Source organism: Reichenbachiella sp. 5M10 (assembly GCF_002742335.1).
Lineage (GTDB): Bacteria > Bacteroidota > Bacteroidia > Cytophagales > Cyclobacteriaceae > Reichenbachiella.
On the sequence record NZ_MDGR01000007.1, the window covers coordinates 4,449,335 to 4,470,858 of the forward strand.

Annotated in this window: 17 protein-coding genes; 9 read left to right on the forward strand and 8 right to left on the reverse strand. The window is 45.0% G+C overall.

Translation table 11 applies throughout. From position 1 onward, the window contains the following. Nucleotides 1-402 precede the first annotated feature (402 nt). From BFP72_RS18170 to BFP72_RS18195, 6 genes are all read left to right on the forward strand, one after another. Nucleotides 403-1,086, forward strand: a complete 684-nt coding sequence (locus BFP72_RS18170; protein ID WP_099600496.1) for a TetR/AcrR family transcriptional regulator — start codon at nucleotides 403-405, stop codon at nucleotides 1,084-1,086. 13 nt (nucleotides 1,087-1,099) lie between these two features. Beyond that, nucleotides 1,100-2,833 (forward strand): peptidase domain-containing ABC transporter, encoded by a 1,734-nt coding sequence (locus tag BFP72_RS18175; protein WP_099600497.1) that lies wholly within the window; start codon nucleotides 1,100-1,102, stop codon nucleotides 2,831-2,833. Continuing rightward, on the forward strand, nucleotides 2,826-4,184 hold the full coding sequence (locus BFP72_RS18180) for an HlyD family secretion protein (protein ID WP_099600498.1): 1,359 nt from the start codon (nucleotides 2,826-2,828) through the stop codon (nucleotides 4,182-4,184). Before BFP72_RS18175 ends, BFP72_RS18180 begins: the two co-directional genes overlap by 8 nt. Next, nucleotides 4,181-5,578: a TolC family protein gene (locus tag BFP72_RS18185; protein WP_099600499.1), complete on the forward strand. Its 1,398-nt coding sequence runs from the start codon at nucleotides 4,181-4,183 to the stop codon at nucleotides 5,576-5,578. Before BFP72_RS18180 ends, BFP72_RS18185 begins: the two co-directional genes overlap by 4 nt. Nucleotides 5,579-5,787: 209 nt before the next feature. Further along, nucleotides 5,788-6,474 carry a tetratricopeptide repeat protein gene (locus tag BFP72_RS18190; RefSeq protein ID WP_099600500.1) on the forward strand — a complete coding sequence of 229 codons (687 nt, stop codon included), beginning with the start codon at nucleotides 5,788-5,790 and terminating at the stop codon, nucleotides 6,472-6,474. A 184-nt stretch (nucleotides 6,475-6,658) separates the two neighbouring features. Then, nucleotides 6,659-7,057 (forward strand): hypothetical protein, encoded by a 399-nt coding sequence (locus tag BFP72_RS18195; RefSeq protein WP_099600501.1) that lies wholly within the window; start codon nucleotides 6,659-6,661, stop codon nucleotides 7,055-7,057. Nucleotides 7,058-7,156: 99 nt separating this feature from the next. Here BFP72_RS18195 and BFP72_RS18200 read toward each other — a convergent pair whose 3' ends face one another. Further along, nucleotides 7,157-8,869: a PAS domain-containing methyl-accepting chemotaxis protein gene (locus tag BFP72_RS18200; protein WP_099600502.1), complete on the reverse strand. Its 1,713-nt coding sequence runs from the start codon at nucleotides 8,867-8,869 to the stop codon at nucleotides 7,157-7,159. 487 nt (nucleotides 8,870-9,356) lie between these two features. Between BFP72_RS18200 and BFP72_RS18205 the strand changes: the two genes are divergently transcribed. The 3 genes from BFP72_RS18205 (at nucleotide 9,357) to BFP72_RS18215 (ending at nucleotide 14,010) form a co-directional block, all read left to right on the forward strand. Then, nucleotides 9,357-10,466, forward strand: coding sequence for a porin (locus BFP72_RS18205; protein WP_099600503.1), 1,110 nt, complete (start codon nucleotides 9,357-9,359; stop codon nucleotides 10,464-10,466). A 344-nt stretch (nucleotides 10,467-10,810) separates the two neighbouring features. Next, nucleotides 10,811-13,090, forward strand: coding sequence for a catalase/peroxidase HPI (gene katG, locus BFP72_RS18210; RefSeq protein WP_099600504.1), 2,280 nt, complete (start codon nucleotides 10,811-10,813; stop codon nucleotides 13,088-13,090). A gap of 221 nt (nucleotides 13,091-13,311) precedes the next feature. Then, a complete protein-coding gene (locus tag BFP72_RS18215; protein ID WP_143520127.1) occupies nucleotides 13,312-14,010 on the forward strand; it encodes a collagen-like protein in 699 nt (232 codons plus the stop codon). A gap of 353 nt (nucleotides 14,011-14,363) precedes the next feature. On the opposite strand, the gene BFP72_RS18220 is transcribed toward BFP72_RS18215, so the two are convergent. From BFP72_RS18220 to obgE, 7 genes are all read right to left on the reverse strand, one after another. Then, nucleotides 14,364-15,212: a hypothetical protein gene (locus BFP72_RS18220; RefSeq protein WP_099600506.1), complete on the reverse strand. Its 849-nt coding sequence runs from the start codon at nucleotides 15,210-15,212 to the stop codon at nucleotides 14,364-14,366. 126 nt (nucleotides 15,213-15,338) lie between these two features. Then, a complete protein-coding gene (locus BFP72_RS18225; protein WP_099600507.1) occupies nucleotides 15,339-16,658 on the reverse strand; it encodes an ABC transporter permease in 1,320 nt (439 codons plus the stop codon). Next, nucleotides 16,651-17,562 (reverse strand): ABC transporter ATP-binding protein, encoded by a 912-nt coding sequence (locus BFP72_RS18230; RefSeq protein ID WP_099600508.1) that lies wholly within the window; start codon nucleotides 17,560-17,562, stop codon nucleotides 16,651-16,653. Before BFP72_RS18230 ends, BFP72_RS18225 begins: the two co-directional genes overlap by 8 nt. Nucleotides 17,563-17,689: 127 nt before the next feature. Continuing rightward, on the reverse strand, nucleotides 17,690-18,586 hold the full coding sequence (locus BFP72_RS18235) for a hypothetical protein (RefSeq protein ID WP_143520128.1): 897 nt from the start codon (nucleotides 18,584-18,586) through the stop codon (nucleotides 17,690-17,692). Nucleotides 18,587-18,702: 116 nt separating this feature from the next. Next, nucleotides 18,703-19,833, reverse strand: a complete 1,131-nt coding sequence (gene dnaJ / locus BFP72_RS18240) for a molecular chaperone DnaJ (RefSeq protein ID WP_099600510.1) — start codon at nucleotides 19,831-19,833, stop codon at nucleotides 18,703-18,705. 1 nt (nucleotide 19,834) lies between these two features. After that, complete coding sequence (locus tag BFP72_RS18245; protein WP_099600511.1) at nucleotides 19,835-20,407, reverse strand: nucleotide exchange factor GrpE; 573 nt, start codon at nucleotides 20,405-20,407, stop codon at nucleotides 19,835-19,837. Between the two features lie 118 nt (nucleotides 20,408-20,525). Next, nucleotides 20,526-21,515 carry a GTPase ObgE gene (gene obgE / locus BFP72_RS18250; RefSeq protein ID WP_099600512.1) on the reverse strand — a complete coding sequence of 330 codons (990 nt, stop codon included), beginning with the start codon at nucleotides 21,513-21,515 and terminating at the stop codon, nucleotides 20,526-20,528. Nucleotides 21,516-21,524 lie beyond the last annotated feature (9 nt).

The following is a 21,524-nucleotide window of genomic DNA, read 5'->3' on the forward strand; positions in this document are numbered from 1 at the left end:
CGTATTGTCGCTTATGGTCAAAAGCTGCCACGAACGGAGATGGTTGATTTGGGTAGGTTGAAGAGCGTATGATTGGGTTTTGTCATGGTTAGATCATGGGCCACAAAACGCAATCCTATGAAAAACCTACCTTTTTGACGCCCCCATGGGTCATAGGGTGTTCATCCTCAAAGCAAAAATCGGCTAATGAGCAGTAGCTCGAGTACGAGGGAGATTCCCAATATACCAGCGAAACCACCCCTCCCAATCAGATGATTCTTAACTATATTTTGGCAGCCAAGTACCGATTTGGTCAATGCCAAGAACCCAAAAATTATCAATAGGTCCTAAGAATCAGAGAACTATTCCTGCTTTTAGTCGTAATAGTATTGCTATCATAGTCAATATGAATACTTTTGCATCATGTCTACAGTACATATTCAGATCGGAGAAAAATATTTTAACAAAGATCCTCAATCCACCGAGTTGGGGAGAAATATTGTCTCGGAGAGTATTCAACTTCTCGATCAGTTAGGGTTTGAGGAATTTACATTCAAAAAACTAGCGAACAAGATCGGGTCTACAGAAGCATCGATCTACCGTTATTTTGACAACAAATTAAAGTTGTTGGTGTATTTGACTTCATGGTATTGGGCATGGATGGAGTATATGATTGACTACAAAACACACTTTATAGAAGACCAAAGTCAGAAACTCAAAGAAACCATCAAGATACTCTGTCATGCGGATCAAAGCCTTTTTAGTATGGGGCTGCCAGGTATCAAAACCTCGGTGCTCAAACGTGTGGTGGCCAGTGAGTCTGACAAAACCTATTTGACCAAAAAAGTGGATGAGATCAACAATGAAGGTTTGTTCAAAGGGTTCAAAGATCTGTGTCACAAGATCGCATTGGTGGTTCGAGGTTTTAATCCAGATTATGCCTACCCACACGCTATTGTCAGTACGATTTTGGAGGCATCACATCAGCAGGTGTTTTTTGCTCAGCATTTGCCTTCACTGACAGAGATTAGCAAAGACAGTGAAGTGAGCATAGATCATCAGGTGTATCATTTTATAGATCAACTAATTTTCAAATTGCTTCGCTAAAAGAACAATCCAAATGAATAGTAACATCAATATGCAAAGCACTCATGATTCCCCCGAGATCAAGTTGACTCCTATCAGGCGCTTGTTTCGGATGCTGTCTCTGGACAGCCGAGAGATTTTCGTCATTTATGCTTATGCCATTTTCAATGGTTTGATCAACCTGTCTCTCCCATTGGGTGTACAAGCGATCATAGGTTTTGTGATCAGTTCGGAGTTTTCTGCCTCATGGGAGTTATTGATTTTTATCGTGGTGATAGGTGTAGCAACTACAGGAATTATACAGATACTACAGCTATCTCTGACCGAGCTTTTGCAACGTCGGATTTTTACCCGTGCATCTTTCGAGTTTGCTTATAGAATCCCACGATTTAAAATGGAGGCCATTTCTGGCTTTTATCCACCAGAGTTGATGAACCGGTTTTTTGATACGCTCAATATCCAAAAGGGTCTGCCTAAGATACTGATTGATGCTTCCACATCCGTACTTCAAATTCTCTTTGGGCTTATTTTATTGTCTTTTTACCATTCATTTTTCGTCTTCTTTGGGATGGCGCTGTTGGGGATGATTTCTTTGATTTTTTTCATCAGTGGGCCAAAGGGGCTCAAGACGAGCAATTTAGAATCTAAATATAAGTATCAAGTGGCGCATTGGCTCGAAGAGCTGGCACGTGTGATGGCGACTTTCAAATTGGCAGGTAGGACCAACCTACCCAGTGACAAAATGAATTACTATGTCACCAACTATCTGAAATATAGAAAGCAGCATTTTAATATCCTGATACTCCAGTTTTCTAATATCGTAGCGTTCAAAACGATCGTCACAGGAGGACTACTCATCTTAGGGAGTATTTTGGTGATCAATCAAGAGATTAACCTAGGGCAGTTTGTCGCTTCAGAGATCATCATTCTTTTGGTACTCAACTCATCAGAAAAACTCATCCTCACCATGGAAACGATCTATGATGTACTGACAGGACTAGAGAAGCTCGGTCAGGTCACCGATATAGCTACCGAGAGTGAAGAGGGTATTGATTTGGACGAAATCACACAAGGAAAGGGGATTTCGTTGGAGCTTTCGGGACTTACTTACCAATACGCGGGTCAAACCAAACCTACCGTTGAGGGGGTGGATTTGAAAGTGGAGGTTGGCGAAAAGGTCTGTATCACAGGCGTCAATCAATCAGGAAAATCTACGTTGCTTTCGCTCATTTCTGGATTGTACAACGACTATGAGGGATCAATTCATTTCAACGGGATTCCGCTCGGAGACATCAATATCATGAGCTTTAGGTCGGTGATCGGCGATAACCTCGGCCTACAGGACATCTTCTTTGGTACGCTGGAGGAGAACATCACCATTGGCAAGCAAGATATCAAAATGGAAGACATGCTATGGGCTATTGAGCAGGTAGGACTCGGGGAGTTTTTCAAACAACTGCCCAAAGGGCTGAGTACCATGATTCAGCCAGAAGGGCAAGGCCTCTCCACGAGTATCAAGCAGAAGATTATACTGGCACGAACCCTCTCCGAAAAGCCTAAACTCATCGTGATGGACAATACCTTGCACGGACTGGACTATGAAGACCGTAAGCGTATCAGTACGATATTGACTAACCCGGAGGCTAGCTGGACGCTACTCACAGTCACGAGTGATCCGCTGATGCTATCCAGGTGCGACAAAATCGTGACTATGGAAAAAGGAAAAATTGTAGATATAGAAATCCAAAATAAAAAATCAGATGCTTAATATATCTCAGAACCCTATCGATCGGGACGAAGTGTTGAAAAACCAGTCTGCCTATCAGGAGGTGATGTCAAAGTCTGCCTCTAGACGATTGGTCTATCTACTGACAGGGTTGTTTGTTTTGGGTATAGTGATCCTTTTTTTGCCATGGACGCAGAACATCCGTGCCACGGGCAAACTCACAACCCTACGTCCCGAAAACAGAGAGCAAGCCATACACTCGATGATCTCTGGGAGAATAGAGGCCTGGTATGTGAGCGAAGGACAGTTGGTCAAACAAGGAGATACGATCGTGTTTATTTCGGAGATGAAGTCTGACTACCTAGATCCCCAACTCGTGGAACGCTCTACCAACCAAACCAATGCCAAAAAGGCGTCCATAAGTGCCTACCAAGAAAAAGCACAGGCACTTGCTGATCAGATCAGTGCACTGACGCGCAATCGAAGGTTGAAAATCGAACAGGCCGAAAACTACTATAACCAAGCCCGCCTCAAAGTAGTGTCGGATAGCATTGACTTTCAAACCGCTGTGGTCAATTATGAAATTGCGCAAAAACAGTTTGATAGACAGCAGAAACTCTATGACCAAGGGCTGAAGTCTCTCACTGAGCTGGAGCAGCGCAAGCAGAAGCTCCAAGAAGCACGCTACAAACAGGTGTCGGTAGAGAACAAGTGGTTGGCGAGCAAGAACGCCTTCATCAATGCAAAACTCAACCTGTCAATCGTACGCAATGACTTTAGCGAAAAAATAGCCAAGGCCAAATCCGACCGTATGTCTGCCTTATCGAGTGCTCTCGAAGCGGAGGGGGCTTTCAACAAACTCTCCATACAGCAATCCAATTACACGAGGCGATCGGGCTTTTATTATATCACAGCGCCTCAAGATGGGTATGTGACGCGCGCATTGATTACAGGGATAGGAGAAACGGTAAAAGAAGGCGCACCCGTATTTAGCTTTATCCCTGCTAACTATGAGTTGGCCGTAGAGATGTTCGTACGACCGATAGATCTGCCGTTGATCCAAGAGGGGCGCAAAGTACAGCTTCAGTTTGACGGTTGGCCCGCACTGGTGTTCAATGGTTGGCCAGGCATGTCCTTTGGCACCTTTACTGGTCGTATAGTAGCTTATGACAAAGCCGCCAGTTCCAATGGCAAGTTTAGGGTACTGGTCGCACCAGATCCAGAGACTGAGCCTTGGCCAAAGCTCCTTCGTCTCGGGTCGGGTAGCTATGGGATTGCATTGTTGAAAAACGTGCCAGTCTGGTACGAGCTATGGCGAGACCTCAACGGATTCCCTCCTGATTTTTACATGGAGCCTGAAGGAGCCTCTAATATTAAAAAGACTAAAAAATGACCCCTCTACGTTACCTTTTTTTCTTGGTCTTATTGGTTCCTACGCGATCCATGGCACAGACAGATCCTTCGACACTTTTGACGTTGGATGAGTTCTATCTGCTGGTTCAGAACCACCATCCGATGGCCAAACAAGCCAATCTGATGACGCAGAAGGGTGCATTGACAGTCAGTCAAGCTAGAGGAGCTTTTGACCCCAAACTCATGTCAGATTTTGACAAAAAAACCTTTGATGGCAAAAATTACTATGACACTTGGGACACATATGTCAAAATCCCTACCCTGCTCAACGTGGATTTCAAAGTAGGATACGAAAGAAACAGCGGGATTAATCTAAACCCGGAAAATAGTGTGCCCACGGATGGGTTATACTATGCAGGCATATCAGTGCCTGTGGGGCAGGGATTGATTTATAATCAAAGCAATATCCAACTCAAGAAAAGCAAATTCGAACAAGAGAGCATACAGAATCAAGCAAGAAAGGTCCTCAACAACCTCTATCTAGATGCCAACTATGCCTACTGGTGGTGGTACGAAAACTACCAGAAACGAGAAGCGGTCAATGCCAATTTGCAGCTCATCCAAGTACGGTTCGAAGGCATACGTCAGGGAGTGTACAACGGTGACAAGGCGGCCATTGATAGTACAGAGATGCTCATACAAGTACAGCAGTGGCACAACAATCTCAATGAAGCCGAACTCAATTTGCAAAATAGTTTGCTGCTGTTGCAAAATTTCGTCTGGTCAGACAGCATAAGCTTACATGCTTTGATCCCAAGACATGACACCACGACACAAAACGAAAATCTGGATAGCTATTTGGACTGGGCTATTGCCAATCACCCAGATCTCAAAAACCTCTCGATTGAGAGCAATATTCTTGAGCTAGATCGCAAGATGAGTGCATCTCAGGTTTTGCCTGACTTCACTGTGGATTATAACGTTTTGCTCGCAGGACAAGAGACCGAGTCTCCGCTTTTTTCCAACAATTACAAAATGGGCTTTCAATTTGCCTTTCCTCTTTTGACCCGAAAGGAACGCTCTAAACTGAAAATTGTCAAAATCAAACAACAGGAGTATGATTGGAAAATCAAACAAAAGAACCGTGAGATCATGAACAAGATCCAACAGAGTTATAACAAGGTGTATACCCTTCAAGATATGATCGAACAGCAGCTCGCCATGCAGATCAACTATGAAAGCATGCTGATCGCTGAGCAGTCTAAATTTGACAATGGAGAGAGCTCGGTATTTTTGCTAAACAGTCGTGAAAACAAGAAACTACAAGGAGAAATAAAACTCATAGAGCTCCAGGCCAAATACAATAGAGCCATCGCAGAGCTCAAGTGGGCGACAGGAAAATTGAACGAAGAAGTGCAAGAGCTAATTCCATAAGGCTGCCATCGGAGATATTGATGAAAGAGGTTTTCTAGGTAATCCGCTTTCCGTAGAGACACTATTTTTGATGGATCAGGTCTATCAGGGCCTCGTAGGGTGTTGGATTAATGAGCCTCGTGCCAACAAAAAAAACAAATAGAATGGGCTGAGCGTGTTCATAAGCTTTTCGATTTGTTACTTTGCCCCTATAGGAATGAAAAAATACAATGAGTAAAGAGGGTAAAGTGAAAAAGAACGTGGTGAAAAGTAGTGCTTTTGAAGCAATAAGAACTTTGTATTATTCGGGCAAGGTAAAACCGTCATTGAATAAGATAGCTGTTGAATTGGAGGAGGATCCCGAAAATGTAGACCTCCTAGCATTGGGGTGTCAGTGCATGCTAAGAGCGAAGCATTATGATGAGATGTCTGCCTATGCAGATTCTATTTTGGAGTTAGCTCCTGAAAATGCCTCAGGGTATTATTACAAAGGAGTGGCATTCCAGAATACAAAGGGTAAAGAGCAAGAGGCATTAAAAAATTTTACCAAGGCATTGGATTTGGACGAAGACAATACGGTATATCTCAAAAGTAAGGCGACCACTCATTTTTTGCTCTATACGGACTATGACTTGCCAATCAAATTTGCTGAAAAACACAGAGCCAAGGCAGAAGAAATCCTCTTGAAAGTGATCGAACTGGTAGAACAAAAGGAGAACCCTAGTTACACCAATTTTTTAACAGCTGGTGATGTGAGCACGATGCTAAACCAAAACCTAGATGCTAAGAAGTATTACATCAGGGCGGTAAATGCCTTCGAAGAGGCAGATGAGTCAGTACAAGATAAGAATACCTATAAGGATATTATTAAAGCGCAAAAGGCCTGCGTCAAATTGCTGGAGAAGTTTACCGAATAGCCACTGTGTACACTGTCTAACCCTGCCAAGATAAGTAAGGAAGACGGATCTACTTTGTGATACGTTTGAGAGGAAGAAATGCCGAGACAGGCACAATTTTTTTTAGGGGCATTTTTTCTGTTTAGGAGCTAGTGGGTATATTGAGCAAGAAGCCAACTAGACTATTAAACTTCGATTCTACACCATGAAACCAGAAGACCTCAGTCGCGCATGGACGCATCGACAAATCCTTGAACTCAACTTCAACAACAGGCTCAATTTCTTTTTGTTGTTTCAGTCCATCCTCTTGGCCGCTACTGTCAATGGGATTGGCGATGGCAATGACCACATGATCTTGATGGCTCTCTGTGTGTTTGGGGGAGTGATCACCGTCATCTGGTGGCTCATCCAATCCAAAGAGCACCACATGCTGGACAAGGTCAAGAATTTCCTCAGAGAAAATGATGAGAGCTATCGTGAGCGAAGAAAGCTCTACGACAGCTACCTCTCCAAGTTTTCTGTCAATCAACTATTCAGCAGAGTGATCCCGCCAATGTTGACGGTGATTTGGATCTTGCTGATGATCTATTTGTTGGTCAAGTAGGATCTCTTCTTGAACGTTTGTCCATCCGGTATTTAAGAAGTCAACCGACTCGGTTCGAAACCTAGTTCGATTGAGCGTAGAAGCTAGATGTCTCTCTCACTAATTACTTCGGTTGATACTAGAGATAACCTCGAAGAGTTCTTGTGCTATTTGATTCATTCTTTTGCTAGACACGGATATGTCTCCAATCCCAGAATTAAGTTGTGTAGTAGAAGATGCCAACTCTTCGGATCCAGCGGCAGTTTCTTCAGAGACAATCACTATTTTTTCAATGGATTGCACCGAGTTGTCTATAGATTCGTTTTGAAAATTAGCCGCAATTTCAATTTGCGAAGTTTGTTCGAAAGTATTCAAAATACTGCTATGGATCTCATCAAAGGCATTTTTGGCTAGGAGAGCTGCTTTTTCTCCCGTTTGTACATTTCCTTTCATTTTGGTCACTGACGCGATGACTCCAGAGATGTGTTCGGAGACACTGTGTATTACCCCTTCTATTTTCTTGGAGTTCAATTTGGATTCTTCAGCTAGGATTCGGGTTTGCTCGGCAATTACTGCAAAGCCATTCCCTGCATCTCCAGCTTTTGCTGCCTCTATTCCAGCATTGAGGGCTAGAAGGTTCGTTTGTGTAGCCACGCCAGACAAGACTCCGACGATCTTTGTGATTTCATTGGAGAGGTGTGCCAATGAGTCGATGGCTTTTTGTGTGTCCTCCGTACCGTTGTTTATTTCACTTACGCTACTGACGACAGATTGGATGGTCTCTCCTCCTAATTGTGCCTTTTGAGTGCTTTGTTCTACTACCGTTTTGATGTTGTGAGCCTTGTGGTTGGTTTTGCTGGACGAAGCTTTGATTTCATTGAGCAGTCGTGATATTTCATCCACTTGTCTGGATTGATCTTGTGCTCCCATCGATATCTGTGTGATAGCAGAAGAAGCTTCTTCTACACTGATTCGCATTTCGTTGATTTTGCCATCCATCGCGGTAGAGCCTTGTGCTAGTTCTGTACTCAATTGATGGATTTTGGTTTTCAATATTGCATTGAGGTTTTCTTTGTTCTGTACGGAATCCGTGATATTGGAGGCTATCTTGATTATTTTTACCACGTTGTTATTGGTGTCTCTTACGGGGGTATAGTTGGCATATAGCCAGACCTCTTGCCCTTCTTTATTTAGTCTTTTATACTCTCCTGCTTTGACGCGGCCTTGAGCGAGTTCTGCCCAAAAATCTGAGTAGGAGGTGGAGTTGGTGAGTGTTGTATCACAAAATATTCGATGATGCTTTTTGCTGATTTCTTGAAGAGAGGAGTAACCAAAAATTTTGAGAAAGTTGTCATTGGCATTGGTGATTAGACCTGTGGGGTCAAACTCTATCATCGCCCATCCCGTGTCAATAGCAGATTTCATCCAGTTGCTTTCTAGCCGAGTAGTGACCATTTCGCTGATCTCGACTGCTACCTTTATTATTTTTTCGACTTTTCCATCTTGATCAAAAACAGGAGTGTATGAGGCCTGTAGCCAAACTAGTTCCCCTGTTTTTTTTGTACGGACAAATTCCCCTGAATTCGATTGTCCTGCAGCCAGATTGTTCCAAAACTGTTTGTAATCGACTGAAGAGGTATACTCACGAACGCAAAACATCTTGTGATGCTTTCCTACCACTTCGTCTAAAGAGTAGCCGAGGGTCTGCAAAAAATTGGCGTTGGCATCCAAAATGACACCTGAAGGAGCAAATTCAATAAATGCCCAAGATGTGTCAATGGCTTGTTTGAGGTAGTTGGTATGAGTGGATTTTTTTTGGGTTAATCCGAACATAAACGGTGCTGTGTTTTGAGTTAGTTAGAATGAGAGTATTGGGATATGGTAGTGGGACTGAATCAGCAAATTGTTATTTGTGAGTCAACTACAGCAGGATAAAAGAAAGGTGGAGGAGGGGGGTGGTTTATATATTTCTCTTGAGAGGATTCAATCTATTCTTGTATTCGAATCACATGCTTGTGAATACAAAATGGTTGTATAAGATTTCAAAATTGCTTTAAAATAAGTCTAACACGAGGCTAAGGTAGTGATACTGTTTGGATTATCGAAAGATGATACTTAGAAATATCAACAAGTGTTTATTTATTGTCTTGTTGTTCTTGGTAGAAGACTGATTGTAGAATGCCCTCTTGTACCCTTGCTGTTTTATAAGCATGTTTTTTTAATGTTAAATAGCATAAAATAATATGACATCCTTTTCGATTTTGTTTGTTGCAAACTTGCCTTTTGGTTAATTTCAAACTCGACATTTTATAAAACCGACATGAACAACATCAGAAAAATAGGAGCACTCAGTCTACTCCTGAGTCTCACGATACTCCATGCCCTTCAGGCACAGGACAAGGAAGAAAACAGCGATTTGGGTCTATCCATCAGTGCTTTTGTGGATGCATATTATGCTTATGATTTTGATCGACCGACACAAGGTTATCGTCAGTCGTTTTTCTACAACCACAACCGTCACAACGAATTCAACATCAATCTCGCCCTGATCCGAATGGCGGTAGAGAATGATCGCTACCATGCCGTGGTGACATTGCAGGGAGGCACCTATGCGCAGGACAATTACAGTCCAGAGCAAGACCTGCTCCAGCATCTACACGAGGCATACGCAGGCGTAGCTCTCAACGCATCGGGTAGTCTCTGGCTTGATGCAGGGGTGTTTGCTTCCAACTTGGGGTTCGAAAGTGCCGTATCGATGGACAATTATACATTAACTCGCTCTTTGGTTGCGGAGGAATCTCCTTACTTCCTCTCTGGGGCAAAGTTGACCTACACTCCCTCGGATCAGTGGCTTTTCATGGCGCTCGTCTCCAACGGGTGGCAGCACATCCAGCGTGTCGATGGCAACAGTCTGCCGGCATTTGGTTCACAGATACAGTATATGCCCAATGACAACATTCTCCTCAATTGGAGCACCTTCATCGGGTCGGACGATCCAGACGCGACCCGACGCATGCGCTACTTCAACGACATCTTCGGGACATTCAAACTATCCGACAAACTAGACCTCATCGCGGGCGTAGATGTGGGATGGCAGCAGACCGCCAAAGAGAGTTCTACTTACGACAGTTGGATCGCTCCGGTAGCGATTTTGCACTACCAGATCGATGACCAGTGGGGCACGGCTGTGCGTGGAGAGTACTTCAACGATGCACAGCAGATTGCTGTGTCGACAGACAGCGGTCTGGGGTTCAAGACCACCAGCGTCTCTTGGAATCTCGACTACCAGCCTGACCAGAAAGTCATGTGTCGTGTAGAAGGCCGATACTTCAGTAGCCCAAATGACATCTTCAACAACGGCGAGGTACTCTCTGACAGCAACTTTTTTATCACCGCTTCGCTAGCCGTCAAACTCAACAAGGATTTCTAAGCATTCAAATGTGATGGGAGTATTGAGACACAGGATTTTGGACTAAATATGACGTGGATGCGCTACTTTATGTAGAGCGAAGTGTTTGGCCATCGAGTGTCTGGGAGCGGCCATGCGGAGGCATTTTATTTATGGTTCTTATCGTTTAAAGCACTTTAGCTTTTGTCTCGATCAATAGATGATGTTGATTTGTTTGCTTGTTTTTTGATAAAATATCGAGTGTATTCTTTTGTTCTTATAGACAACATCGATATCATGATCGAAAAAAGCATTTTGAATCGGAGGCATGGCCAGTGCTGAAGGTTGACATTTACATAAAATTCCAAAAACTAAATTTTATGTATATGAAAAAGATGATAGCCTTCTGCTCGCTTCTTGCCTTGGTGGCTTTATTGCCAGCCTGCCAAGAGAAAGCAGGACATGAAACTGCGGATGCCGACGGCAATTCGGGCGCTACCCGAAAGAGCAAGTCGAATATGAATGCGACTAGCAACAGTGAGTGGTGGCCCAACCAACTCAACCTAAGTATCCTTCGCCAGCATTCTACTTTGTCCAACCCAATGGGCGAAGAGTTTGACTACATCGAGGAGTTCAATAGCCTGGATTACGAAGCACTGAAAGAAGACATTCGAGTAGTATTGACGGATTCTCAAGATTGGTGGCCTGCCGATTTTGGGCACTATGGCGGCTTGTTTATCCGTATGGCGTGGCATAGTGCTGGGACCTATCGCTCAGCTGATGGGCGCGGAGGCTCACGCTCTGGTCAGCAACGATTCGCTCCGCTCAATAGCTGGCCGGACAATGCCAACTTGGACAAAGCGAGACGGCTCATCTGGCCGATCAAACAGAAGTATGGCAATAAAATCTCATGGGCAGATTTGATGGTCTTGACGGGCAACGTCGCACTAGAGGACATGGGATTTGAGACTTTCGGTTATGCTGGAGGTAGAGAAGATACATGGGAGCCAGAGCTAGATGTGTACTGGGGAGCAGAGAAGACATGGTTGTCTGATGACAAAAGATATACTGGAGACCGTGAACTAGAAGATCCATTAGCAGCTGTGCAAATGGGGTTGATCTATGTGAACCCAGAAGGCCCGAACGGCAACCCTGATCCGCTATTGGCGGCAGAGGATATCCGTGCAACATTTGGCCGCATGGGGATGAACAACGAAGAGACTGTTGCGCTGATCGCAGGAGGACACACCCTCGGCAAAGCGCACGGAGCAGGGCCTGCTACGCATGTAGGCGATGACCCAGAATCCGCAGCTATCGAAGAGCAAGGGTTCGGATGGAAAAGCGATTACAAATCAGGAAAAGGAGCAGATGCGATTACTTCCGGACTGGAAGTGACATGGACCTCTACTCCTACGAGATGGAGTCATTTGTTCTTCTTCAATCTATTCGAAAACGAATGGGAATTGACCAAAAGCCCTGCAGGTGCTCACCAGTGGGTCGCCAAAGACCCTAAGATGCTGGTGCCAGACGCATTTGATTCGGAGAAGAAGCACAAGCCTACGATGTTCACGACAGATTTGTCTTTGAGGTTTGATCCGACATTCGAAAAGATCGCGAGAGGGTTTTACGAAAACCCAGAAACATTCAACGAGGCTTTTGCACGTGCGTGGTTCAAATTGACGCACAGAGACATGGGACCAAAGACAACGTACTTGGGACCTGAAGCACCAGAGGAAGATTTGATTTGGCAAGACCCAATTCCAGCGGTAGATCACGCATTGATCTCTAGCACAGATATCTCTAGTTTGAAATCGACAATTCTCAAATCTGATTTGTCTATCCAAGAATTGGTCACCACGGCATGGGCATCTGCCTCTACCTATCGTGAGTCAGACAGACGTGGAGGAGCCAATGGCGCTAGAGTCCGTCTTGCACCGCAGAAGGATTGGGAAGTGAACAATCCGGCACAGTTGGCCAAAGTACTCACAGTATATGAGCAGATCCAAAGCGATTTCAACGCCAAGTCGGGTGCAAAGAAAGTGTCTATTGCTGATTTGATTGTCCTCGGAGGTACGGTTGGGGTCGAACAGGCTGCTGCCAATGCAGGCTATGCCGTGAAAGTCCCCTTCGTAGCGGGACGTATGGATGCGACCCAGGAGCAAACGGACGTGGAGTCTTTTGGATTGCTAGAGCCGATGGCAGATGGGTTCAGAAACTACCTAAAGACGAGATACAAGATCCCAACGGAAGAACTGTTGATTGACAAGGCGCAATTGCTGACACTAAGTGCACCAGAGATGACTGTTTTGGTAGGAGGTATGCGCTCTATGGGTGCTAATTATGACGGGTCGTCAGACGGAGTCTTTACAGACAATACGGATGCACTGAGTAATGACTTCTTCGTCAATCTACTCGATATGAGTACCGCATGGAAAACTACCTCAGATACCCAAGAGGAGTTTGAAGGCTTGGACAGAAAGACAGGGGAAGCGAAGTACACCGCAACCCGTGCAGATTTGATTTTCGGATCCAATTCCGAACTGAGAGCTTTGGCAGAAGTCTATGCACAAGCAGATTCGAAAGAGAAATTCGTGAATGATTTTGTGGCAGCATGGGACAAAGTGATGAACTTGGACAGGTTCGACCTGACCTACCCAGAGCACTAAGATAGCAGAGTCCTATCCAAGATAAAGACGCACCGTAGGCCGATGGCTTACGGTGCGTTTGTTTTATAAGTATAGGCTACCCTATCCTACGATTCGTTAGACGATCTACCTCCCTCATGAATAATTATATATTTTGAGGTGTGTTGAATGGATAAAATGCAAAGTGTCTTGTATACAGGGATTTATCCCCTAGATTTATAGAATAATCAACTTTAGAAAGCATGAAAAGAATAATTTATTCCCTCCTCATTACAGTATGTTCCATGACTTTGGCTGGCTGTATTTCTGGCGAAGGCGATCCCGGTCCAGCTGGTGAGGATGGTTCAGATGGTCGAAACGGTATCGACGGTCGTGACGGTGTAGACGGTCAAAATGGGGTAGGCTTTGATGAATTGACGAAGTTTGGGGATGTGAAAATATACTTGGAAGGGATTCGTCCAGATGATGAGGCCTTTCAGGACACCTCATCTTTCAAGTTTCTACCCATAGACAGGATGGGAGAGTTCAATGTCGTCACCAAGGGGCCTGAACTTTATTTTTTCGAATTGAGGCGATTCCTTAGTGCACCAGATGACGTGTACCAAAGTTCCTATGTAGATCTGAATTTCACATTGACCGTAGCGGACCCTCCTGCTTTTGATACTTTGTCATCTATTAGGATTTACAAAAACGTAGTGACGCATGATTTGAAGGTGTTTGAAATTTATGATCAATTTATGCAGACGAATGATTTACAAAATGACATCCTCAACTTGTCTACCAGTGACCTAAGTTATGATGAGTCGACAGGTCAGGTTATGTTTAAGTTTTCCTTTGAGGTCGAAGAAGACAACAATTCTACAGGGAGTGGTCTCAAGGTTTCAGGTGAGGTGGATGCCATTGTCTTCGAGAATATCGGAAGTATAGAACGCTACGAGTAAAGTAGACCTTGGGCAATTGTATCATAGAGATAGGATGAGTGTTATGAAGACGATTGAGGGTTTCTTTTCTGGTAAGTTTGTGTGGCTTGTTTTTTTGTTGTTTCTTGAACTGAATCAATAAAATCAATCATGACCAAGAAACTGTTAATAAGCGTAGTGTTTTGCTTAAGCCTTGTTGGCTTTTCCTCATGTGGGGATGAAGAGCTAGAAGTGATCCCTTCCACTGGAGAACAAGAAGTGGTAGATGTCGCATATCGTCCAGGGAATTCCCAATTCCTTTTTAAATAATCAAAAGAGAGTAGCTGATAGGGCTGCTCTCTTTTTGCTCAAATAACCTGATACGAAACGAAGGTTTAAAACCACTCCTTGAGCATATGGATGTAGTTGAACAACTGCAAAACACCAAAGGCGAGGGTAAGGAGGGTTACAATAGACCACAGTTTAGAACCGCTTCGATTTTCTTTTGCGACAAGCGTACTCATGAGGAAATAGAGGCCTCCGCCTAGCATGGGTACGAAGTACAGTAGACTCTGTCCTTCACCAAAAAACTGAGCGAAAGTAAGCCCCTCCCCAAAGAATTTTGCTGTGATCCAGTGCAGGCCAAAAAGTAGCATCTGAAAAATCAATGCGGCGAATATAGGAATGGCATGTTGCTCTTGGGTTGGTTGCTCTCCGTCCGCTTCTTGTTTTTGGGTTTCTTTGGCGAAAAGCAGGAGCTGCAACGGCATGAAGGCATGTCCTACAAAGCCCAACCAAAAATAGCGTGAACTGACATGGGGTGCGGAGATGTCGATGGAGAAAGAAAAAAGGTCAGAGACATTGATAGCTATCAGGGCGAGAGAGGTTACGGTGATCATTGGAAAGAAAATAAAGCCCATGATGTTGCCCTCCATGCCTGAAAAATAGGTCTTGAGTGTCGCTATCGTCACGCACCACCCGATGATTGACAACCACCAGTATTTGGGCTGGTAGGCATGCCAGAGGTCAAAATCAGTAGAAAGGGCATGTCCTGCCCCATAACTGATCCCAAGTACGGAGACAGTGTATAGGATCATGTAAACGGCATAGGGCTTTACTTTGAGCTTGCTGGTGTTGGTGCCGTCAGGGATGAAATAGGCCGGGCCCGAAAAGCAAATGAAGAAAAGAATCAAGCCAAAGGGGCTTAGCAGGATGTTGACCAGGGCTATCGCTACTTCTATCATATATATATGAGTATGGTCGAGCCAGCATAAAACGGAGGATAACTTGTGCTCCGCGGTATGATTTTGTCCGAAAGGACAAACTCGACATTGTCTAAATCTAAAATGTTAAATTATTTGCCCGCTGGCTCAGCTCTTCATCATAAACCATTTGGCGAGAGTTTTGTAATTGACTTTGGTGCCGTGCATGAAGATACCGACTCGGTAGATTCTACTGGCTAGCCATGTCGTAAAGATAAACCCAGCGATCATAGAGATCATAGATAGGCCAATCTGCCATACAGGGACATCAAAGGGTATACGCATCATCATGATCACAGGCGAAGTAAAGGGAATTAGCGAAAGCCAAAAAGCCATTGTACCGTGTGGGTCATTGATCACCGCAGAGAGTACGACTACCGAAAAGATAAGAGGAATTGTCACGGGAAACATGAATTGTTGTGAATCAGCGTCACTGTCGACAGCCGACCCGATTGCGGCAAACAGCGCTCCGTAAAATAAATAGCCCGCAATGAAATAGAAAACGAAACAGCCAATCACAAGGGGTAGATTGATCTGACCGACGGCATTCATCGATTTTTGCATGACCTCCTGAGCTTGCGAATTGTTGGACTGCATCATGGGTGACTGGTTGGCTTCTGATAAACTCTCCATCTGCGCTGGTGTCATGTCACTGGTGAGTACGGCACTGACGCCGGAGACAATGGCACTAGAAAGTGCGACCCATAGGAGAAACTGCGTGAGACCGACACTGCCTACGCCGATGATCTTGCCCATCATCAAGTGGAATGGTTTGACAGATGCAATGATCACCTCAATGATGCGATTGGTTTTTTCTTCGATCACACCCCGCATGATTTGTGCTCCATAGAGGAAGATGAAGAAGTAGATCAAGAAGGCTCCCAAATACCCCACAGCAGTCGCTGCTCCTGTACTACTCTCGCTCTCGGCACCTGACTCGGACAGGTTGACGGTCTGTACAGGTACGTGGGCTTTCAAGCCATCGAGGAACTCCTGGTTGAGTCCAGAGTTGATCAATTTGATGTTTTCGATACGGTCTCGGAGTTTCTTTTCTAGATTGCCTTGGAGTCCGATACCAGGGTTTTGTGTCGAATAGAATTTGACTCCATAAGGAGTCTCGACTGTCATATCTGGGATATAGAGCAGTCCAAAGACCTCATTGTAGTTGAGGGCTGCCTTGGCGTCTTCTAGGTTTGATGAGATGTAGACATAGGTAGTTTCGTCATCACTTTTAAACTCCTCTCCGAAGAGTCCAGACTCGTCCAATACTTCGATGACCTTGTGGTCTGCGTCACGTGTGGCTAGCCATATTGGCACGACGAACAACCCCGAAAATAGCAGAGGACCTAGGATTGTCATGATGACGAATGATTTCTTTTTGACGCGAGAGATGTACTCTCTTTTGATGATGAGGAGTATTTTATTCATGATTGGCAGGCTTTACAGTAGAGATGAAGATGTCGTTGATCGAGGGGATTTTTTCGTTGAGTGAGATCAGCGCATTGTCCTTCATGACCAAGGAGGCGAGCTCGTTGATGCTGAGTCCTCCCGAGAGCTTGACTTCTGTGCGGGTTGTATCGCCTACGGTCGTGTTGGTGAGGACTTCTACGTTTTCCATAGGGCTCATGCCTGTGCCTAGGTACTCCAGTTCGAAGATGTTGTCTCGGTATTGGTTTTTGATGTCTTCCTTGGATCCAGAGAGAATCACTTTTGCATGATGGATCAGGGCGATATCGTCACAGAGTTCTTCGACAGATTCCATACGGTGAGTCGAGAAAATCACCGTGGTGCCCTTCTCTCTGAGTTCGAGGATTTCGTCTTTGATGAGATTGGCATTGACTGGGTCAAAGCCCGAAAAGGGTTCGTCTAGGATGATCAGCGAAGGCTCATGCACAACAGTTGCAATGAACTGGATTTTTTGTTGCATGCCTTTGGATAGGTCTTCGATGGTTTTGTTGACCCAGGAGTTGATCTCCAATTTTTTGAGCCAATATTTGATTTTGCTGAGAGCTTCGGACTTTTCCATTCCCTTGAGCTGCGCAAGGTAGAGGAGCTGCTCTCCTACTTTCATTTTTTTGTAGAGCCCCCGTTCTTCGGGTAAGTAACCGATTTTTCGGATGTGGGCGGGCTCTAGTTTGGCTCCCTTGAAGAGGACCTCCCCTGCGTCGGGCATGATGATCTGAGTGATGATCCGGATGAGGGTGGTTTTGCCCGCTCCATTGGGTCCTAGCAATCCGAATATGCTGTTTTCGGGAATTTCGAATGAAATCTCCTCTATGGCCTGATGGTTGCCATAGGATTTAGAGATGTTGCGGATATCTATTAAGTTCAAGTCAAGTGAATTAAGTAATACATGGAATTAGTATCGATTCACTCGAATTTATTACATCATGAGGGATTTATTGGTCTAAGACGGGCTTAAAAATCTGCAACAAAAATTTCTGTTCGAGGATTCTGGTTTATTTGATGTATTCGAAGGTGATGTTGCCAAGTGCTACATCGATGACAAACTCCATGAGGTTGTCTGCATCGGCAGAATAGGCTTTGTTGACGTAGACATCTTTTTCAATTTGCTCAAAGCCTTGCTCGAGAGAGTACTTACATAGGGGGGAGCTTTTGAAATGAATGATGGCGGGAAATTCGGACTCGGGGATCAAGATTTTGAGAGTGCCGGCTCCTACACTAGCATTGACTTTGCACTTTTGTGTCATGCCCTTGCCAAAATCCAGGACTGCTGTTCCAAACCCGACCTCTGCGATGACGTTTTTGGCTTGAGCCAAGTGCATTTTTTGTGCGACGAGTGTGCCTAGGTCTACAGCGACCGAAAAAGTATCCATCAGACAGCGGTTTCGCTTGCCTTCGTCGTATTTGATGTTGACGTCTGCGCTGCCTGATTCGATCTTGAAATTGGCCACAGCCACATCCGAAAGGTTGATGTAGCTGTCTCCTACACCATAGGTGAGTTTGAGGTTGTATATTTTTTGATCTGTCAAGTAGACTTTCCAAAAGTCTTTTTCTTCACGATTGTCATCATTGCCAAAGACGTTGTAGGTTATGGCATGACTAAGTCCTTTTTTGTTGTAGTCTTCGAGCTCGAGAGTGACGTAATTGGTGGATTGACGAACGGTGGTATTGAAGGTAGGGTTGACTTCTGAGAAAGAAGGGTTGCCGTAGATGGTGAGGGGGTCGTGGTGATGGGAGGGTTTGACAAAGCATGTGCCGGAGGTTGCTTTCATCGAAAAGTCAACCGTATCGTAGGAGACGTTATTCTTGACAGTGTAAAACTTTTTCAGTTGACAATGTCCCTCCAATCCACATATACATGCTGCCAAAGCAACCAATAGAATCCTTAACATGAGTGTACGTACGGGAAACAGAACTTTCTGGTTTGATTCAAACCTCGAAAATATAACGAAAGGACTAGAATCAAAAATTCTAGTCCTTTTCCATACTCTCTTGACGGGATGCTTTGTTAAAAGAATTCCTTGATTTTTTCGAAGAAGCCTTTGTCTGTTTTAGATGGATTGGGAGCGAAGTTGTCCGATTCACGCATGCTTTCGAGTTTTTCGCGCTCGTCTGCGGTGAGGGTTTTAGGAGTCCATACATTGACATGTATCAACTGGTCACCTTTGCCGTATCCGTTGAGGTCCTTTATCCCTTTGCCTCTCAATCGTAGGATCTTTCCACTTTGGGTTCCCGAATCGATTTTAATTTTGACTTTGCCATCTATGGTAGGTACCTCGATCGAAGTGCCCAACACTGCATCTACAAAGCTGATGTAGAGATCGTAGACGATGTTATTGCCGTCACGTTTGAGGATTTCCTCTTCTTTTTCTTCTACGACGATCAATAGATCACCAGGCACACCGCCACCTGGGGCTTCATTTCCTTTACCGGACATGGAGAGCTGCATCCCTTCTACTACGCCAGCGGGGATTTTGACTGAGATGACTTCTTCTTTGTAGGTCAACCCTGAGCTATCTACTCCTGGAGGCTTCTTGTCGATGGTTTGGCCTGCACCGTTACACGACGGACAGGTTGATGCAGAGACCATCTGACCCAGCATGGTATTGACTACTTTTTGAACTTGCCCCGAGCCCTGACATTGTGGACAAGTACGAAAGGTTACCCCATCGGCAGCCACCAATCGGTTTACTTTGATTTTCTTTTCTACACCATGTGCAATATCCTCGAGGGACAATTTGAGTTTGATGCGTAGGTTGGTGCCTTTGCGTCTGCGCTGACGACCACCGCCACCGCCTCCAAAGAAGCTCTCAAAACCGCCACCACCTCCGCCACCGAAGATGTCACCAAACTGGGAGAAGATGTCATCCATTGACATTCCTCCGCCACCGAAACCTCCGCCACCGGATGCTCCGCCCATGCCGGCGTGACCGAACTGATCGTAGCGTTGTTTTTTGTTTGCATCGCTGAGCACCTCATAGGCCTCTGCGGCTTCTTTGAACTTCTCTTCAGCCTCTTTGTCATCTGGATTTTTGTCCGGATGAAACTTGATGGCCATTTTGCGATAGGCCTTCTTGATTTCTTCGGGAGTAGCTGATTTGCTCAGTCCCAGTATTTCGTAATAATCTCTTTTTGCCATGTTATGCTCCTGTTACAACTTTGGCAAATCGAATCACTTTTTCGCCGAGGGTGTAGCCCTTTTCGACGACATCTACGATTTTGCCTTTCAATTCTTCGGTAGGGGCTGGTATTTGAGTGATCGCTTCGTGTTTTTCAAGGTCAAACTCACTGCCTGCTTCGGCCTCTATGACCTTGATCCCTTTGGCTTCCAATATGCCTTTGAATTTGGTCGAGATCAAATCCACGCCTTCTTTGACAGATTTGAGGTCTGCATCTTCGGTCATTGATTTTTCGGCTCTTTCGAAATCATCTATCACCGGTAGCATGGCTTGTAGCAAGCTTTCGTTGGCAGTACTGATCAAGTCCAACTTCTCTTTTGAAGTCCTTCTTCTGAAGTTCTCAAATTCTGAATACAATCTCAAGTACTTGTCTTGGGATTCTTTCAACTCTGCTTTCAATTTGTCCTCGGTAGAGAGCTCAGGTTGTTCCTCTACTTTTTCCTCTGGTGCTTCGGTGGTTTCTTCCACTTGATCTAGCACTTCTTCTTTTATGTCTTGAGACTTTTTGTCTGCTTTTTTTTCGCCTTTTGCCATTTGTGTCAAAAATTAAATGCTCACATATCCAGTCAATTACTTTGCCAATGTGATTTTCGTGTCAATATGTCTTGGTTTGAAGCACATAAGGAGTCAAACCGTCCATTCGTCAGTTGTGTCAGTTGAGTTTTTCCCAAAGCATGTCTTTGAGTTTGTCGAGGTTGAAATGTGCCACACTTGAGATGAATAAAGAGGGGATGTCCTTAGGAAGTTCTTTACTCATCATCTGCATCAAGTCTTCGTCTAGCATGTCGGATTTGGTGATGGCTAGTAGGCGTTCTTTGTCCAGTAGCTCTGGGTTGTACTTGGTGAGTTCACCGAGTAGTATTTCGTAATCTTTTTGGATGTCGTCTGAGTCTGCAGGAACCATGAAGAGCAGCATAGAATTGCGCTCGATGTGTCTCAGAAAGCGTATTCCGAGACCTTTGCCTTCTGAGGCTCCTTCGATGATCCCAGGGATATCTGCGATTACGAAGGATTTATTGTCTCGGTAGCCTACTACTCCGAGGTTGGGGACGAGGGTAGTGAAAGGGTAGTCTGCGATCTCAGGCTTGGCTGCTGACAGGACAGAGAGTAGTGTCGATTTTCCTGCATTAGGGAAGCCGACTAGTCCGATGTCTGCGAGTACTTTGAGCTCCAGGACGACCCAATGTTCTTGCCCATCCTCACCGGGTTGGGCGTAGTAGGGGATTTGATTGGTAGCGGTTTTGAAGTTGTCATTGCCTAGTCCTCCACGGCCGCCAGGGGTTAGGATGATTTCTTGGCCATCTTCGAGCATCTCGGCTATGACCTCTCCGGTTTCTGCGTCTTTGGCTATGGTACCCAGAGGTACTTCGAGGATGACGTCTTGGCCTTCTGCTCCGGATCGCTTTCCTCCTTCGCCTGGGTTGCCATCTTCGGCGAGGACGTGTTTTTTGTATCGCAAGTGTAGCAAAGTCCACAGCTGTGTGTTGCCCCGCAAGATGACGTGTCCTCCACGGCCTCCATTGCCACCATCTGGGCCGCCTTTGGGGACGTGCTTTTCTCTACGGAAATGAACCGATCCTGCACCACCCTTTCCTGAGCGCGAACAGAATTTTACGTAATCAATGAAATTGGATGATGCCATGGGTTTATT

What these genes read in the sequence shown, in the direction of transcription:
- BFP72_RS18175 (WP_099600497.1), top strand. Translation starts at nt 1,100, where the DNA reads ATGAATAGTAACATCAATATGCAAAGCACTCATGATTCCCCCGAGATC.
- BFP72_RS18235 (WP_143520128.1), bottom strand. Translation starts at nt 18,586, where the DNA reads ATGTTAAGGATTCTATTGGTTGCTTTGGCAGCATGTATATGTGGATTG.
- BFP72_RS18170 (WP_099600496.1), top strand. Translation starts at nt 403, where the DNA reads ATGTCTACAGTACATATTCAGATCGGAGAAAAATATTTTAACAAAGAT.
- BFP72_RS18195 (WP_099600501.1), top strand. Translation starts at nt 6,659, where the DNA reads ATGAAACCAGAAGACCTCAGTCGCGCATGGACGCATCGACAAATCCTT.
- BFP72_RS18190 (WP_099600500.1), top strand. Translation starts at nt 5,788, where the DNA reads ATGAGTAAAGAGGGTAAAGTGAAAAAGAACGTGGTGAAAAGTAGTGCT.
- BFP72_RS18215 (WP_143520127.1), top strand. Translation starts at nt 13,312, where the DNA reads ATGAAAAGAATAATTTATTCCCTCCTCATTACAGTATGTTCCATGACT.
- BFP72_RS18225 (WP_099600507.1), bottom strand. Translation starts at nt 16,658, where the DNA reads ATGAATAAAATACTCCTCATCATCAAAAGAGAGTACATCTCTCGCGTC.
- obgE (WP_099600512.1), bottom strand. Translation starts at nt 21,515, where the DNA reads ATGGCATCATCCAATTTCATTGATTACGTAAAATTCTGTTCGCGCTCA.
- BFP72_RS18220 (WP_099600506.1), bottom strand. Translation starts at nt 15,212, where the DNA reads ATGATAGAAGTAGCGATAGCCCTGGTCAACATCCTGCTAAGCCCCTTT.
- dnaJ (WP_099600510.1), bottom strand. Translation starts at nt 19,833, where the DNA reads ATGGCAAAAAGAGATTATTACGAAATACTGGGACTGAGCAAATCAGCT.
- BFP72_RS18180 (WP_099600498.1), top strand. Translation starts at nt 2,826, where the DNA reads ATGCTTAATATATCTCAGAACCCTATCGATCGGGACGAAGTGTTGAAA.
- BFP72_RS18205 (WP_099600503.1), top strand. Translation starts at nt 9,357, where the DNA reads ATGAACAACATCAGAAAAATAGGAGCACTCAGTCTACTCCTGAGTCTC.
- katG (WP_099600504.1), top strand. Translation starts at nt 10,811, where the DNA reads ATGAAAAAGATGATAGCCTTCTGCTCGCTTCTTGCCTTGGTGGCTTTA.
- BFP72_RS18245 (WP_099600511.1), bottom strand. Translation starts at nt 20,407, where the DNA reads ATGGCAAAAGGCGAAAAAAAAGCAGACAAAAAGTCTCAAGACATAAAA.
- BFP72_RS18200 (WP_099600502.1), bottom strand. Translation starts at nt 8,869, where the DNA reads ATGTTCGGATTAACCCAAAAAAAATCCACTCATACCAACTACCTCAAA.
- BFP72_RS18185 (WP_099600499.1), top strand. Translation starts at nt 4,181, where the DNA reads ATGACCCCTCTACGTTACCTTTTTTTCTTGGTCTTATTGGTTCCTACG.